The sequence below is a fragment of the Clostridium sp. CM037 genome (assembly GCF_055081095.1).
Genome location: NZ_CM143650.1, coordinates 2,845,940 through 2,863,051 on the forward strand (window position 1 = coordinate 2,845,940; position 17,112 = coordinate 2,863,051).

General features: G+C 32.2%; 12 protein-coding genes and 1 pseudogene. 5 read left to right on the forward strand and 8 right to left on the reverse strand.

Annotated features, from left to right (window positions below; genetic code table 11):
- Positions 1-6 precede the first annotated feature (6 nt).
- The 3 genes from ACWJKP_RS13795 to ACWJKP_RS13805 all read left to right on the forward strand — a co-directional run bounded on the left by ACWJKP_RS13795 (position 7) and on the right by ACWJKP_RS13805 (position 4,904).
- Entirely contained in the window at positions 7-2,073 is a 2,067-nt protein-coding gene (locus ACWJKP_RS13795) for an ABC transporter ATP-binding protein/permease (RefSeq protein ID WP_165413943.1), read from the forward strand.
- Positions 2,074-2,536: 463 nt separating this feature from the next.
- Positions 2,537-3,946, forward strand: coding sequence for a group II intron reverse transcriptase/maturase (gene ltrA, locus ACWJKP_RS13800; protein ID WP_165415056.1), 1,410 nt, complete (start codon positions 2,537-2,539; stop codon positions 3,944-3,946).
- A 343-nt stretch (positions 3,947-4,289) separates the two neighbouring features.
- Positions 4,290-4,904: a manganese efflux pump gene (locus tag ACWJKP_RS13805; RefSeq protein WP_165414457.1), complete on the forward strand. Its 615-nt coding sequence runs from the start codon at positions 4,290-4,292 to the stop codon at positions 4,902-4,904.
- 233 nt (positions 4,905-5,137) lie between these two features.
- On the opposite strand, the gene ACWJKP_RS13810 is transcribed toward ACWJKP_RS13805, so the two are convergent.
- The 4 genes from ACWJKP_RS13810 to ACWJKP_RS13825 form a co-directional block, all read right to left on the reverse strand.
- The gene (locus tag ACWJKP_RS13810; RefSeq protein ID WP_165414458.1) at positions 5,138-5,791 is read right to left on the reverse strand and encodes a (Fe-S)-binding protein; all 654 of its coding nucleotides are present in this window, start codon (positions 5,789-5,791) and stop codon (positions 5,138-5,140) included.
- A gap of 338 nt (positions 5,792-6,129) precedes the next feature.
- Positions 6,130-6,864 (reverse strand): polymer-forming cytoskeletal protein, encoded by a 735-nt coding sequence (locus ACWJKP_RS13815; protein WP_165414459.1) that lies wholly within the window; start codon positions 6,862-6,864, stop codon positions 6,130-6,132.
- Positions 6,865-7,060: 196 nt separating this feature from the next.
- Entirely contained in the window at positions 7,061-7,681 is a 621-nt protein-coding gene (locus ACWJKP_RS13820) for a YhbD family protein (protein ID WP_165414460.1), read from the reverse strand.
- Positions 7,682-7,914: 233 nt separating this feature from the next.
- Complete coding sequence (locus ACWJKP_RS13825) at positions 7,915-8,682, reverse strand: helix-turn-helix domain-containing protein (protein WP_165414461.1); 768 nt, start codon at positions 8,680-8,682, stop codon at positions 7,915-7,917.
- A 621-nt stretch (positions 8,683-9,303) separates the two neighbouring features.
- Here ACWJKP_RS13825 and ACWJKP_RS13830 point away from each other — a divergent pair.
- Positions 9,304-10,448, forward strand: a pseudogene (locus ACWJKP_RS13830) (IS3 family transposase).
- A gap of 64 nt (positions 10,449-10,512) precedes the next feature.
- Here ACWJKP_RS13830 and preA read toward each other — a convergent pair.
- The gene (gene preA, locus ACWJKP_RS13835) at positions 10,513-11,751 is read right to left on the reverse strand and encodes an NAD-dependent dihydropyrimidine dehydrogenase subunit PreA (RefSeq protein ID WP_165414462.1); all 1,239 of its coding nucleotides are present in this window, start codon (positions 11,749-11,751) and stop codon (positions 10,513-10,515) included.
- 3 nt (positions 11,752-11,754) lie between these two features.
- On the reverse strand, positions 11,755-13,062 hold the full coding sequence (locus tag ACWJKP_RS13840; RefSeq protein WP_165414463.1) for an FAD-dependent oxidoreductase: 1,308 nt from the start codon (positions 13,060-13,062) through the stop codon (positions 11,755-11,757).
- Positions 13,063-13,355: 293 nt separating this feature from the next.
- Here ACWJKP_RS13840 and ACWJKP_RS13845 point away from each other — a divergent pair, with 293 nt between their 5' ends.
- Positions 13,356-14,303: an L-lactate dehydrogenase gene (locus tag ACWJKP_RS13845; protein WP_165414464.1), complete on the forward strand. Its 948-nt coding sequence runs from the start codon at positions 13,356-13,358 to the stop codon at positions 14,301-14,303.
- Positions 14,304-14,401: 98 nt separating this feature from the next.
- Here the strand turns inward: ACWJKP_RS13845 and ACWJKP_RS13850 are convergent, their stop codons facing one another.
- Positions 14,402-16,312, reverse strand: a complete 1,911-nt coding sequence (locus ACWJKP_RS13850) for an FtsX-like permease family protein (RefSeq protein WP_165414465.1) — start codon at positions 16,310-16,312, stop codon at positions 14,402-14,404.
- Positions 16,299-17,072, reverse strand: a complete 774-nt coding sequence (locus ACWJKP_RS13855; RefSeq protein ID WP_165414466.1) for an ABC transporter ATP-binding protein — start codon at positions 17,070-17,072, stop codon at positions 16,299-16,301. Before ACWJKP_RS13855 ends, ACWJKP_RS13850 begins: the two co-directional genes overlap by 14 nt.
- Positions 17,073-17,112: the final 40 nt, after the last annotated feature.

A 17,112-nucleotide genomic window follows, 5' to 3' on the forward strand; every position in this document is an offset into this window, starting at 1 on the left:
TAATAAATGTTACAAATTAAAAATTTAAGAAAAACATATAAAATTGGTAAACACCAAGTTATGGCATTAGATGATGTTTCTTTTGATTTACCTAATGGTAAACTCGTGGCAATTGTTGGACCTTCTGGTTGTGGAAAAACAACAATGATGAACTTAATAGGAGCTTTGGATAAGGATTTTCAAGGCGATGTTATTGTTAACGGAAAATCTTTAAAAAAGGCCGGAGAAAAAGATTTAGACACTTATAGAAAAAATACAGTGGGCTTTATTTTTCAACAGTTTAACTTGCTTAATTCACTAACATCAATCCAAAATATAGAACTCGCCTTAGATTTATCAGGAATATCTAAGCAAAATAAAATAAAAAAGGCACGTAGCCTCTTAGAGCGAGTTGGACTAACAAATCAAATGAAAAAGAAAGTAAACCTTCTGTCAGGTGGACAGCGTCAACGTGTTGCTATTGCTCGTGCTCTTGCTAATGATCCAGAAATAATTTTAGCTGATGAACCAACTGGAGCCTTAGACGTTAAAACTGGTGAGCAAGTTATGGAACTATTAAAAGAAATTTCAAAAGAAAAACTAGTACTCATGGTTACCCATGCACCGGACCTTGCTAAATCTTATGCAGATTTAATTGTTAAAATGGAAGATGGTAAGTTAATTTCTATTGAAGAAAATATGGCTTCCATGTCAACTGCTGCTACCAAAATCGAAAAAATAGAAACAAAATCAAAAATGCCCTTTTTATCAGCCTTAAAAATATCACTTCGTAACGCATGGCTTAAAAAAGGTAGAACCTTAGCAACAGCCATTGGTACCTCTATAGGTATTTGTGGAATTGCCTTAGCTATAGCTATTACTTCAGGTACTACTAATGCAGTTGATACTCAGGTTAAAGGTATCTTTCCAACAAATGCAATAACTGTAGGGTTAAAAGAAAATACTGATAAGTCTCTAAAAAATATTAAGCCTCTAAAATATAGTGATATAAACTCAGCTATGTCCTTAGATAAAAGTATATATGCTTATAACTTTCAAATTGGAGGCAAAGGAATTCCTGTTGCACAATTTTATTCTTTAGATCAAAGCATAATTAAAGATGAAAAATTGATGAGTAAACTGTCAGACCAAGCTACTAGAGAAAAATTGGTTATGATGATGACTCCAGGAGTGCTAGAAGATGTTAAAAATGACATTCAATATGGCAACCTTCCAAAAGCAGGTTCCACAAATGAAATTGTTATTTCACTTTCCACCGCTAAGGATTTAGAAAAAAATGGTGGTGATCTAAAGGACTTAATTGGTAAAGATATGTACGTTCGCTATTTAAAACAAGATTCTAATCCACATAGTGATCAAAGTGGTATTCCTGAAGCACCCATTGTGAAAACTTGGAAAATTGCCGGAATTGCCAATACTACAACTTTAATTGATACCTATTATGCAACGAGTGATTGGGCAATTAATTTTTATGAGAAAGAGTTTAAAATAGATAAAACAACTTTGGAAAGCCCTTCCTTAGTTCTATATTCTAGTAATACTAAAGACTTAGATTCAGAACTCCAAAAATTAAATAATTCCCAAGATAAATACAAATTTGAATTAACCGGTAAAACTATATCAGCGCAAGTTGATGGCGCAATGAAACAAGTACGTTATGCACTTATGGGATTTTCCGGAATATCCATTCTTGTAGCAGCTCTAATGATATCAATAGTTGTTTATATTTCTGTACTTGAAAGAATTAAGGAAATAGGTATTCTCCGTGCCGTGGGTGCACGAAAAAAAGATATCTTGAATATTTTCGTTGCAGAATCATTCATTATTGGTGTGTTGTCAGCAGGCATAGGATTGATATTTACTTTAGGTGCATCTAAACTCATCAATTCAGCAGTTTATGGTTTCTTAAAGAATATTTCTTCAAATGCTCCTTATATGGAAGTAGCTAAATTGCCACTTGCAGACGCTGGTTTAATTTTATTGTTCTGCGTAGTGTTAAGTATGATTTCAGGTTTCTATCCATCTTTAAAGGCTTCAAAAAAGGATCCGATAGACGCATTACGTAGTAGATAACACAAAAACTCATTGATTAGGATACTATAAATAGTATCCTAATTTTTTTAGTGTGCCCGGCATGGGCGTAATCTAACGGGTGAAAGTCCCGAGTGCGGGTTGATAGTGCCAAGCACATAGTTGAACACCAAGGGTGTCCTCGGCGACGAGGAATCTGAAGGCAGGTGTAGACAAATTTCCAGTCTGACGAACAGAAATTACATATAAGGCATGGTATACTGGGTAAAATTGCTAAACAAATTGAAGCCCAAAACTATTCAAAAAAAAAATATACTGTGTAAATGTAGCAGATACATGGAGAGAAAGATTGCGTTCTTACCCGGGGAGAGCTCATGGACATGTTAAGATGTATTTCGATACATGGTTGAAATAAGATTTATCATGAGCAGTCAGCCGACGCCATAGTACCAAAATATTTATAAATATTTTGGGAAGGGCTGAACTATAGGAGGTTTTGAAAATTTTGAAGAACTCAAAGAAATATGTAGAAATCAGAAAACTTCATAATGAAGACTATCTATGCGAGGTAGGGTTGGAAATCCAAGATAACATAGAAGTGATGAGTATTTCTTCGGCGTCAAGGAATGGAAGAGACGACAAGAAACGAGATACTAATAACCTAATGGAGCAAATTCTTCATCGTGGCAATTTGAACAAAGCATACAAAAAGGTGAAGAAAAATAAAGGAAGTAGTGGCGTGGATGGAATGACAGTAGATGAACTACTAGAATACCTAAAACGTAACAACAGCCAACTTCAAAAGGATTTAATAGAAGAAAGTTATACCCCAATGCCAGTCCGTAGGGTAGAAATAGATAAACCCGACGGTGGGAAAAGACTTCTAGGAATACCTACGGTAGTAGACAGGGTAGTACAACAGGCGATAGCCCAAGTGTTAACACCAATCTACGAGGAAAAGTTTTCAGAAACAAGTTTTGGATTCCGACCAGGAAGAAGTCAACACCAAGCGATTGAAAAATGTAAAGAACACATCAACGACGGTTATAAATGGGTCGTTGACATTGACATATCTAAGTATTTTGATACTGTAAATCATGATAAACTCATGTCCATCCTATCCAAGGATTTAGATGACAAAAAGGTATTAAGATTAATAAGGAAATATTTACAATCAGGTGTAATGATAAACGGAGTGGTCGCAGAAACAGACCTCGGATGCCCGCAGGGTGGTCCATGTAGTCCGCTACTCAGTAATATTTATCTAAATGAATTGGATAAAGAACTGGAAAGGCGTGGATTAAGGTTCTGTCGTTTTGCAGATGATTGCAATATCTACGTTAAGAGCAAACGATCTGCGGAAAGAGTAATGAGGTCAGTTACAAAATTTCTGGAGGAAGAACTGAAACTGAAAATAAATCTAAACAAAAGTAAGGTAGCTAGGCCATGGAAACTGAAATACTTAAGTTTTTCATTTTACAATGGCAAAGGTGGAATTCAAGTACGTGTACACCCGAAAGCTATAGAAAAACTTAAGAAAAACATCAAAGAAGTAACTTCAAGAAGTAATGGGAAAAGCCTAGAATGGAGATTCCAAAAACTGAATCAGAAACTTCGAGGATGGATAAATTATTTCAGAATAGCTAATATGAAAACTATAGCAAAAGAGCTAGACCGATGGTTAAGGAGAAGGATACGCCTCTGTATATGGAAACAATGGAAAAGGGTCAGAACGAGATTCAAGGAACTTAAAAAGAGAGGGCTATCAAAACAAAAGTCTTGGGAATATGCAAATACACGAAGAAGTTATTGGAGAATATCCAAGAGTCCAATTATGAATATTGCATATAAAGATAAAGACCTAGAAAGTCTAGGTCTAATCAGTATAACGAAATATTATCTTAGAACTTGTTAGTTCTTATAGAACCGCCTTGTACCGAACGGTATGCAGGGTGGTGTGAGAGGTCGGCTAATCAAATAATGATTAGCCTCCTACTCGATTTGGAGGAACTTTAAGTAATGTAATATCTTACACGCGCAGTTTAATTATTTCTATATTTTCTTTTTCTATTGGGGTTAAGATTTGTGTTTGTATATTAAAACTTGATATATTTTATATATTAATACTACTCTCATTAGTTTTTCTCATCAGATATCCCTTTTTGATGTTATACACTTTTTCCATTTAATATAAATCTTCACCTTATAAGGTTATAATCCATATATTAAAATGTAAATAATGAAAAGGGAGAACCTATATGGCATTAATTATATCAGCATTATCATTTAGCTTATCCTCTAACCTAGATAACGCAGTTGTAGGAATAGCTTACGGAATAAAGAAAGTAAGGATAGGTATAATTGCAAATCTTATAATAGCCATTGTAACATCCGTAGGAACACTTTTATCTATGTTAATTGGAGCATATATATCAAAATTTTTACCTCACTCAATAGCTAATGGTTTAGGTGCTATAGTTATTACTATATTGGGAGTATATTTTATAATCCAAAGTATAGTAAATCTTTCAAATAACACTAATTCAAAGGCACTTGCCTTGAAAAATATTACTGACATGATTGATTATGCTGAAGAATCAGATTTAGATAACTCTGGCGATATAAATATGAAAGAAGCTCTCATTGTAGCATTCGGATTAACCTTTAACAATTTAGGAACCGGAGTAGCTGCAAGTATAACCGGAGTTAATATTCAACTTACAGTCATATCTACATTTATATTAAGTATTCTTACAATTATATTTGGTGAGGCTTTAGGTAATCATGTATTAGGTGAAATTTTGGGCAGATACGCACCCTTATTTTCAGGTATATTGCTAATAATACTTGGTATTATTGAATTCGTTAATTAGCATTAACAAACTTACAAATAGGACTTTGTCAAATAAACTAACTTCAGTCAATCTAAATGACTTATATGTTCAGACTAATAAAATTTTGATAGAAGCGAATTCAGAAAACGTGCAGATATTCCATTTGGCTTGTTTTGGGACTTATCGGAGATAAAAAAAAGAAGGCCTATAATTGCCCTCGTGAGTATACTTTAAAAATAGTACCTGTTGAAACTAGTGTATCTAAAAAATTTTTAATGTTCATTTATAAAATTACTAAGTTGTCCATGCCAATCATCCGGTTCAAATGTCCCCGGTATTGTATCCTCTCCAAATAAAAGGTCTACTAAGTACCTCGGTTTTTTACCACCTATATACATTGATTTAGAACAAGAAACACAATAAACAACAACATCGCTAGCAGGCATCTCGTGAGCACGTTTTTTCATTTGCTCCTTAACCTGCTCCACAGAAAGAACACCATAAAAGCTATCTCCACAACAAGTACCATCTGTTCTCGTTTTTTCTGGCTCTACCAAAATGATATTCATTTTTTTCAATAGCACTCTTACTGCATTATGTACTCTTTCCTGATCTCGAGTAGGGCATGGATCAAGTATAGTCATTTCCATTCCCTTATAATCTGGGAATGGAAATGTTTTTATCTCAGCTAATACCTCCCAAAGTGAAATTGTCGTTACTTCTTCATAAAGTTCCCTATACCGTCTATCACAACCAGCACAGACATTTATTATTTGTGTTCCATTTTCCAAATTAGGTTTATGATTACAACAAATTAAATATTCATCTATATCTCCTAACTCACTATTTAAAAAATCCAGTACTTTTTTCCCTAACTCTGGTTTATAAATCATTAATGCACATCCCGGTGCAAATACTCTTTTCATAACACTCGCCTACCAATCTTCTAAATTTTTTCATAAACTAATTTTCTAATCCTCGTCGATTGATTAACCCTACATATTATACAAACATAACTTTGCTTAATATTTTCTTGATTTATAATAGAAATCATTGTAACTCTACCTACAAAATTCTTTAAATCTCACCCAAAAAATATTTTGTTTAATTAATAATATATTTCTGATGATATATATTATCATATTTAGAAAAGCTAAACTCATAATTTCTCCTTTTATACTTTATGACAATATCCTATGATTATACAATAAATACATACTTTTAAACACCTTCAATAGATAATTAAGTTTTACTTTAATTACATTTATAGCTTCTTTACCTCTTTAACTATGGACGCATCGGAAATATTAATCTCTCCCTTATATTCTAAAAGCCCTATATTACAACCTTCACCTACCGTAATATTATCTCCTCTTACTATTTTTACATTGGTGTTTTGGATATATATATCATCCCCTTCTATTAGCTCTGTGGTTAACTCACTTCTTGAATTAAACATTTTATCAATTACTTTTCTAACCAAAGAATTGTCAAAGAAATTAATTTTTATTTCAATATGCTCGCCACCAATTTCTTTTACAATGCATTTCCCACCTAGTTTAACATTTACTTGTCCTGCATTTAATGATCCTTGTATTTTGAAACCACCACTAGCCTTAAAACATTCCGTTTCACAATTTTTCCCTATATTCACTGAGCCCGCTACACTAACTTCTTCTCCGTATAGGCTTCCTTCTATATGAGTTGATCCACTTATTTTTATGCTTTTGCTTTTTACATTTCCTACGATATGAGACGATCCACTTATCTTTATATCTCCTACTTCTACATCACCTTCAATTTTTGCAGACCCGCTGATTTTTATACTTTCTGCTTTTAATTTACCTGCAACTTTTGATGAACCACTAGTTTTAAAGTCTATGCACTCTAAATCACCGTTAATTTTTCCTGACCCACTTATAATTACACTATTATATTTTCCACCACCTGAACTTCCTGAGCCGTTTATTTTTATATCATTATTATTCATCTTTTCCATATTAAACCTCCCATATTTTTCTATATTAAATCATCTCCTGCGGAGCTGAAACATTAACGACTTCAGAAGGAGATTTATACTCCTACTGAAGTTTTCTATTTGTTAGGGCAAGTAACTCCTACTTATAGTAGGTAACTCCTACTTATAGTAGGTACTCCCACTTATAGAAGTGGGAGACTTTCCTTCTGAAATGTCGTTAAATTTTAATTTTAAGATCCTCGATGCACTGAGAAATATTAAGCCTTAATACTATTTTTGCATCTTTTTCTATATAAACCTCATTAGGAACAGTAATTAAAAAACATAGCGCCATCCCAAATTTTCTTAAAAAAATCATCTCGCAATTTTTACCTTCTAACGACTTATAATTTCCTTCTAAAGTCTCTATTATAAGTTTACTTTCTTCTAAAGATACATTACCAGATACTAAGCTCTTTTCTAATAGTGAAATATATAAGATTTTTTTAAAAGAAAATGTTTTTATTTCTCCATAGATGTTTTTATACATTGTTAATGTCAGCTTCGTAACAATCTTCTTTTTTAATAACTCGCTCTCATTTAAAAACACATCCGCTAACTGTGGTGAAAACATTTGTGCCAGGTCATCTAATGATGCATCCCCTTTCATATTAATAATTTTTTCTATTCTATCTAATATTTCCTCCCTTGGGAAATAGGTTTCTTGACCAGTATAGCTAGATTTTTTTATAAACCATTCTTCTGGTATAAGACTTTTCCTTTTCCATCTATACAACTGCCCATAGGAAACATTCGTGACTTCTAGCAACTCTTTTTTCGTTATTAACTCTTTATCCATATTGCCACTCCTTTTATGCTTTGAGGTTATTTAACAATATTGTTTTTTTATTATACATTTAGTGTAACATAACATTGTTACGTTGTAAATAATAATTGAAGTAATTATTTGTTTCCAGATACTCAAAAAATTAACCTGTATTCACATATATATTGCAAATACAGGCTAATTAATATTGTTGAAAAAATCTACTTATCATTATGTTAAACAAATTTTCTCCCTGAGTATCCTCCCTATAAAAACATTGTCATAAAATGTACAATAGGATCCCATAATTTTGGATACTCTTCTTTGATTAAATTTTCTATCTGCGCAGCTGTAATATTGGCAAAATTACCATTAGATGATGTATCAATAATAGTTCTCACCCCATTGGCACTACTTCCTATTGCTATATGTCCCCTTGCATAATTACCTATTGCTATTTCTGATGCAATTGAACAACCACCTACTGAATACATTCCAATGGATAACCCTCCAAGGGTAATTACTCCCATTGCTACTCCTCCTATGGCAATAGTACCAATGGCAATTCCCCCTAGAGCACCTAAAATACCTATAGCTATACTTGCTATACTTATCAGCCCTATCGCTACAACCCCAAAACTTAACATGCCTAGCGAAACTATTCCTAATGATATTAATCCCCTTGAAATATTTCCCATTGCAATAATTCCTTTTGCTTCATAAATTCCTAGTCCAATATTAATATGAACTAATGGAATTCCAAAAACTTTTCTCTTGCTTTTATATTCATAATGGAACCTTCTATTAATGACTTTTGTTATCTCTTCTACTTTTTCCTGATCTCCTTTTAGTAAAACGTCTAAACTTATTCCATATAATTCACTTAGCATTATTAAATTATTAGTATCAGGATTTGATTGACCTGACTCCCATTTTGAAACAGCCTGTCTCGATATTCCTATTCTATCAGCTAACTCTTCCTGAGAAAATCCTTTCTCTTTTCTTGATTTTCGTAGTCTTTCTGAAAAATTCACTATTAACACCTCCATATCCATCCTACGAAAATAGTTATAAAAAAGCTACCAACTCCAGCTTACTTATTGTCAACTACTGGTTGCACTTATCTATTTTACTGAGATTCTACTTTATTTTCATTATTAAACAAACTAAAAATGCCCACTCATTTTCTAATCGCCTTTCATCATTATAAGATTTTTAGCTATTTATTACAATCAGTAATTACATTGATTTTTATAGCAATAAACCTGAAATTTAATGCAAAAAAATAACACCGGTATCTATCCGGTGTTATTTGTAAATATCTATTTTATAGGGGGATCCTATTCATTAATACTAGTCCTATTATGTGACAGTAACATGACAAATATGATAATAATTTATGAACAATACTATATTGCATTAAACAATCAGTAGTTTATACTCATTGTTAACATCGTCCCCTCTTTTTATTGTATGATTTTTGCTAACTAATATAATTATTATAGATTCTTTTTAGCATAAATATGTGTAGATACAATCATAGAAATAAACCCAATAATCAAAGCAAGAAAACATGGCAACTGGTATTAGTATAATATTGTAGACACGGAAAGCCGAACACATTAAAATATAAATAAGATAAGGATGTGTTTATAATGGCAAGAGGTCAAAAACACTATACAGATGAATTTAAAAATACAATAGTAGAGCTATATAACTCTGGAAAAAGCTTAGCAGAGTTAAGTAGTGAATATGCCCTTTCAAAATCAACGGTAACAGGTTGGATAAATAAAAATAAGCCAATAGCTGTGGATAAAAATATAACTTTAACAGCAGAAGGATACAAAAACTTATTAAAGAAAAATGCTAAGCTTGAAGAAGAAGTTGAAATATTAAAAAAAGCAATGGGTATATTCGCAAGGAAATAACTGCTGTATTTGAATTCATTACTAACAACAAAAAATATCATGATATCAAACTAATGTGTGAGGTTTTAGGTGTTGCACGAAGCTCTTATTACAATCATTTACACAAGAAGCCAAGCAAGTGAGAAATTGAAAACAAGAATATAGAAAAAGAAATTATAAATATCCACAGCACAATCAAAAATCGATAAGGGGCTCCTAAAATAAATAAATCACTAAATGCACTGGGGATAACTATTAGTTTAAAAAGAACACAAAGATTGATGAAAAAATTGGGGATAAGATCTTTAATAGTAAAAAAATATAGACCAACTTCATCTAAAAATAAAATAATAGAGCAGGAAAACATTTTAAAGAGAGATTTTACAGCTACTACAGTTAATGAAAAGTGGGTAACAGATATCACTTACATCCATACTATTAAAGATGGTTGGTGCTATTTAGCATCAGTCATGGATCTTTATAGCAGAAAAATAATAGGTCATGCTATGTCTAAATTCATTGATACTACATTAGCCCTACAGGCTGTTAAAAATGGTATACAGCTACAAAAACCAACTAAGCCTCTAATACTTCATAGCGATTTGGGATGCCAATATACAAGCTCCGCTTTTAAAGAATATATAGAGAGCACTAAAATTATTAAACACTCATTTAGTGCCAAAGGTTGCCCATATGATAATGCTTGCATTGAATCATTTCATGCCTCATTGAAAAAAGAAGAAGTTTACCATGTTAAATATTTTGATTATGACGCTGCAAGATTAGGAATATTTGAATATATAGAAGCTTGGTACAATCTAAAAAGGATACATAGTAGTATTGGATATATTACTCCTCAACAGTGTGAAGATTTGGCTAAAAAGGCTTCATAAAAAGTTCGACTTTTTATGTCTAAGATATTGACATAGATCCAACATATATATAAGGCACAAATTGTTACAAATTAATTTTTCTTTCTTTTTCTCCATCTTTAAACTTTATCTCACCTTTAGTTATACACTTATCTACTGGACATACTAAAGAACATAAGTGACATCCTACACATTTTCCCTTATCAAGTGAAGGCCTTCTCGCATCTTCATCCCATATAATTGCTTGATGACCCCCATCAAAGCAAGACACGTAACATCTTCCACATCCTACACAGTTTTCATGTTTAAAGTTAGGGTATACTATGTATCCACGATCTAATTCTTCTGCTGGGATTGTGTTTCCAAGAGCTATTCCTACTAAATCTTCTAGTCTATCAATTCCCTTTTCTTCCATATAGTAAGAAATTCCACTTATTAAATCTTCAACTATTCTATACCCATACTGCATAATTGCTGTAGTCACTTGAAGATTAGAAGATCCAAGCATTATAAATTCTAATGCATCCTCCCAAGTTTCTATGCCTCCAATACCGCTTATAGGGATATTTTTAAGTTTTGGTTCTTTTGAAAGTTGAGCTATAAATCTTAGTGCTATAGGTTTTACGGCTTTTCCTGAATACCCCGATATAGATGATTTTCCATTTATTATTGGTAATGCGATTCGCTTGTCAAAGTCTATTCCAGTTATACATTTTATTGTATTTATAGCTGAAAGTGCTGTCGCCCCGCCTTCAATAGCTGCTATCGCAGGGATTTCCATATTACTTATATTAGGAGTCATCTTTGCAATTATTGGAAGATGAGTCCCTCTTCTTACTGCTGCTGAATATGACTTAACTAACTCAGGATTTTGTCCAACATCTGAACCCATAGCATGAGATGTCATCTGTGGGCAAGAGAAGTTACATTCAATAATGTCTGCACCTATCTCTGTAACACGCTTTGCAAGCATAGTCCATTCTGCTTCATTACTTCCCATTATTGAAGCAATAAGCACCTTCTTGGGGTAGTTTTCTTTTAACTTTTTCATCTGCTGAAGGTTCCACTCAAGTGGGTGCTCCGCTATCTGTTCCATATTCTTAAATCCTGTAAAAGGAGTTGTCTCTTTTCTTAGAGCATCAAAACGTGGTGATACTTCTTTTGGAATAAAAACTCCGATTGTTTTAAATACTATACCACCCCAACCTGAATCTAATGCTTTTGCACACATTTCATAATTATTTCCAACTGGTGATGATGCTAAGAAAAATGGATTTTCACACTTTACTCCACAAAATTCTATTGAAAGATCTTTTTTTCTCATAACCTAAACCTCCTTAGTTGATGCTACCTGTCTGTTTAGTTCCATAGACTCTTTTTTTGCAATCAAATATCTTTCAATTTCTTCTGCAGCTAATTTACCAGACGCAACAGCCTGTACAACCGTCTTATCACCTTCAACGATATCCCCTGCTGCAAATATATCTTCAATACTTGTTCTACAGTTTTTTGTAACAACTACCCCTTTTCCATCAACTTTTACATCTGCAATCATTTTTACATCCTCTGATTCCTGTCCTACTGCAAATATAACCATATCTGCTGCAAGTTCTAATAGAGATGAATCAAACATTCCTTCAGCCTTAAAAACAGAAACCTTGCCATTCTCACCTTTAATCTCTAATGGTTTGAACCCTGTAAATATTGGGATATTCAATGATTGTATATATTCTCTTTCTGCCACATCTGCAGGCATTTTTTCTATAGTTCTTCTATACACTATTTTTACATCTTCGCATCCAAGTAATTTAGCAGTTGATGCACAGTCTAAAGCGACATCTCCACCACCTATAACTATCACATGGCTACCTATCTTAATATTTCCGTCATTAGTTTTAGCTTGGGAAAGGAAATCCACTCCATTTAAAACATCTTCTAGTTCTGCACCTTTAACGTCTATTACTTTTCCCTTTTGCAGTCCACATGAAACTAAGAATGCTTCATATCCTCGCAATTTAAGATCTTCTATTTTAATATCTTTTCCTATATTACAATTTGTCTTAAACTCTACCCCTAAGTCTTTTACATAATTCATCTCTGTTTCTACAACTGCTTTTGGCAATCTTTGAGGTGGTATTCCATAATTTAACCATCCGCCTAATATGCTTTTTTCTTCAAATACAGTTACTTTATATCCTTTTGATGCAAGTGATGCTGCTGCTGCAATTCCACTTGGACCGGAGCCTATAACCGCTATTTTTTCATTTATAGCTTCTACTTTATCTGAAACTTTCATATTTATGTTTTTTTCATAATCAGTTATATATCTCTGTAACTCACCTATTCTTATTGGCTTATCTATACCGCATCTATTACATGCTCCTTCACAATATTGAGATGAAGGACATACTCTAGCACATATTCCACCTAAAATATTGTTTGTTCTAATGGTTTCTACCGCACCCTTTATATTTTTAAAACGAAGTGAGCGAATAAATTTTGCTGGTTCTGTACCAGCGGGGCATGCCTTACTGCAAGGTGCATCATAGCATAAGAGACATCTTGATGCCTCTTCCATTGCTAAAAGAGGTGTTAACTGTGTTTTTGTTTCTTCTAAGTATTTCTTATTTTCCATTTAAGTAGTTATCCCCTTTCAAAGTTCTCTATATTTACTAATTCGTCAATACTATAACATGTTTGATAGTATTTTGACAGTGAATATATTCCTTTTTTGTTTCTATTGTCAATCATATGCATTTAATGGTTTTATTTAGTTTATATGTATTATTAATTTTAATTTTAATTTTAATAATAATTTTAATAATAATAGTAATACTAATAGTAATAGGGTTATTTCATTTACATATTAATAACAATTATCAATATATAAATGTTTACGTGATTTTAACAACGAAGGGAAGTTTTTATATGAGAACAAAAGGAAATAAAATATCTATAATTGGAGCAGGCTTTGTAGGTTCTACTACAGCCTTTGCTATAATGACTAGTGGATTGGCATCTGAAATTGTAATTGTAGATATAAATAAGGAAAAAGCTGAAGGGGAGGCGATGGATTTATCACATGGTGCTTCCTTCGTAAAGCCTATAGATATAACTTCTGGAGAATATGCCGATACAAAAGATTCAGATATAGTAATCATTACAGCAGGAATTAGTCTGAAACCAGGAGAAACAAGGCTTAATTGTATTGCGAGTAATTTTAAAGTATTCCAAAGTATAATTCCAGAGGTTGTAAAATACAGCCCCCATTCTATATTAGTGATAGTGTCAAACCCTGTGGATATATTGACTTATATAGCTTATAAGCTTTCAGGCTTTCCAAGCAATAGAGTAATTGGGTCGGGGACGGTTCTCGATACTTCCAGACTTAAATACATTCTTAGTCAGCGTTTTGAAGTTGACGCTAGGAATATACATACCTATATAATGGGTGAACATGGTGACTCAGAAATTGCTACTTGGAGTTTAACTAATATTGCAGGTATGAATGTTGATGAGTACTGTGATATTTGTTCTAAAAAATGTGATGAAGATATGAAGACTAATATACATAATGACGTAAAAAGAGCAGGATATAATGTCCTTGAAAAAAAGGGTGCAACCTATTATGCTATTGCTCTAGCCATAAAAAGGATAGTAGAAGCAATATTAAATAATGAAAACTCTATTCTTACAGTATCCTCTCTGCTTAAAGGTGAATATGGAATCCAAGACGTTTATATGGGAGTTCCAACAATTCTAGGTAGAGAAGGAGCAAAGAAAATATTACAAGTTAATCTGAGTGAAGATGAAAACAATCAACTTGTTGAATCTTCCAAGGTACTTAAGGCCATTATAAAAGATTCAAAAATATAAGCTTTAGGCATTTCATTAATAGCAGGACATAATAAAGGGCATGCTCATCACCTCTATTTAGAGGCTTTGACCATGTCCTTATATTTTAACATTCTATATTAATATGAGCCACTTACGGTTTTAATATAGGACCTTAAAGTTATTAAATAATATATACTATAAAGCACGGCATAAACCAAAATTATAATAATGAATTCTTTAGTAATATTAAATCCCAGCATTTTCCCAAGTGTAATTGATGCTACAAAAGTATTTAGTGTTGCCACAACGAAGGGTGCTCCAAATAAAATCATAAGTTCCTTTGAAACAGCCTTTTTTATTTCAGCTTTACTAACCCCTATTTTTCTAAGAATTACAAATTTGTTTTTATCCTCCGCAGCTTCCATGGACATTTTAAAATATATAATGCTCCCCGTAGCTGTAAGAAATAGTAATCCAATGAATAACCCGATAAAGGCCATCATACCCATTAATTTCAGCCCATCCGTGAAATGTTCATAGAATGTTAAAAGATTATTTTCAGAAGGCATTTTATTTTTCAAATCCACAATAAAATTTTGTGAAAGGAAATCATTATTAAGTGTATAACCCGTTACTTTACAGGTATTTTCTTTAGAAATCGTACTTTTAATTTTAGAGTATACACTATCCTTCACAACAAAAGTTTGTTTAGCGTGCTCTAATGATATAACGTATTTCATATCAGTATCAGTTATTTTTAGATTATAGTCACTACCTCCCACCGCTAATTTAACATCTTTACCAATTACACTTTTATCTGTAGCAAAGCCGGTTAATTGAAAGAAATAGCAATCCCTATCATTTTTTAAATTTATTTTTGTACCTGCTTTTTCATGACTATTAATTTCATTAAATTTACTTTCATTTAAAACTAAAAATGTACCATAAGTACCAAACAGCGGATCTTTAGTTTTCACCCGAAGAAACTCCATAGTGTCCTTATATACAACTGAAATCTCTTTATGATTTTTAATAGTATCCTCAAATATTGTATCTGTGTTATTAGTACCATTTATGTATTCTATAGAAAATGGTCTCATATTTCTTGAGTTTTCTTCCGTTTTATTAAAAAGTCCAAAGCAGACCATCATAGCACAAAGAGCTACGGTAGTTGTAACCGCTATCACACTTATGGTACCTACATTACCTTTATATCTATAGTAAAGTTGTGAAATGTGTATAAGCTTTGTTCCTTTAAAAAGACTTTTTTCATTCTTTTTACTAATGTATATAATTAAAGAAGTAAAGCTTGTAAAAAATAATATAGTGCCTATAACAACTAACAATACTACTATGGGAGCCATAAGAATATTAGCGGCAATCTTTCTAATAGCCATATAATATCCGTAGCCTAAGAAAACTATAGAAAGAATCCCTATTATCAATGTTAAAAATGATACTTTTAAGCCTTTTTCAGCTTTTTTTGATGAATTAAAAAGATCTATAAGGTTATCCCTGTATATAAGCAAAGAACTGTGAATACTAATTATTATAAACATAGCTCCAAATACTATAGCACAAACTTTTAAAGCTTCTAAACTAATCTGAAAAGACACATCACCTGTAGCTCTTATCATTACATATAATAACATTATAAAAAATCTATTGAAAATCAGACCTAAAGCAATTCCGCTGCAAAATGCGAAAGCTATAGTTATCAAATTTTCTATAAAGTTCAATGTTGCGGTCTGTTTTTTAGACATACCTAGCAACATATATGTTGCAAATTCTTTCTTCCTTGATTTTATAATGAAAGTATTAGAATACCACATAAAAAATGCAGAAAAGGCTGCAATCATATAGGAACCTATGACAAATAAAGTCATAAAGCTTTTCATATTTCCTAGTTGGATTTTTACATCTTTATTATTTACAATAGACATAAAAAGATATAATGCAAAAACACTGAATGTGGAACTTAGAAAAAATGCCCAGTAATTTTTAAAGTTTTTCTTTATATTGTTTACAGCCATTCTAATTAAGGTCATCTGTGGCACCTCCTATGACTGATAGAATCTTTAATATATTTTGATAGAAATCCTTTCTTGATTTATCCCCTTTATAAATTTCATTAAATAGTTTACCATCTTTAATAAAGATAATTCTCTTACAATAGGATGCTGCAAAGGCATCATGAGTAACCATAAGAATTGTAGCTTTATTTTTATCATTTAAATTCTCAAGACATCCGAGCAATTCTTTGGAAGATTTGGAATCTAAAGCACCTGTAGGTTCATCTGCAAGCACTAGAGAAGGCTCAGTAATCATTGCTCTTGCAGCAGCCGCTCTTTGTTTTTGTCCTCCTGATACCTCATAAGGATATTTGCTTAATATATCCTTAATGCCAAGTTTAATACTTATGTCTTGTAACTTTATCTTTATAGTATTATAAGGAGTTTTCGAAAGAGCCAAGGGCAGTACGATGTTTTCCTTTAGAGTCATAGTATCAAGCAAATTAAAATCCTGGAAAATAAATCCGAGTTTTTCTCTTCTAAATTTAGACAAATTAGGCTCCTTTAGCTTGGTTATGTCATCACCATGAATTATTACACTTCCTGAAGTTGGTTTATCAATAGTTGATATTACATTTAGAAAGGTTGTTTTTCCTGAACCAGATGGTCCCATTATTGCTACAAATTCACCATTTTCTACTTTTAAATTTATATTATCAAGTGCTGTATATTTTACACCACCAAATTTTGATCCGTAAACTTTTCTTAGATTTTCTATCTTTAATACTTCTGTCATTATAAATACCCCCCGTTAAATTATCTTCTGCGAAGCTATA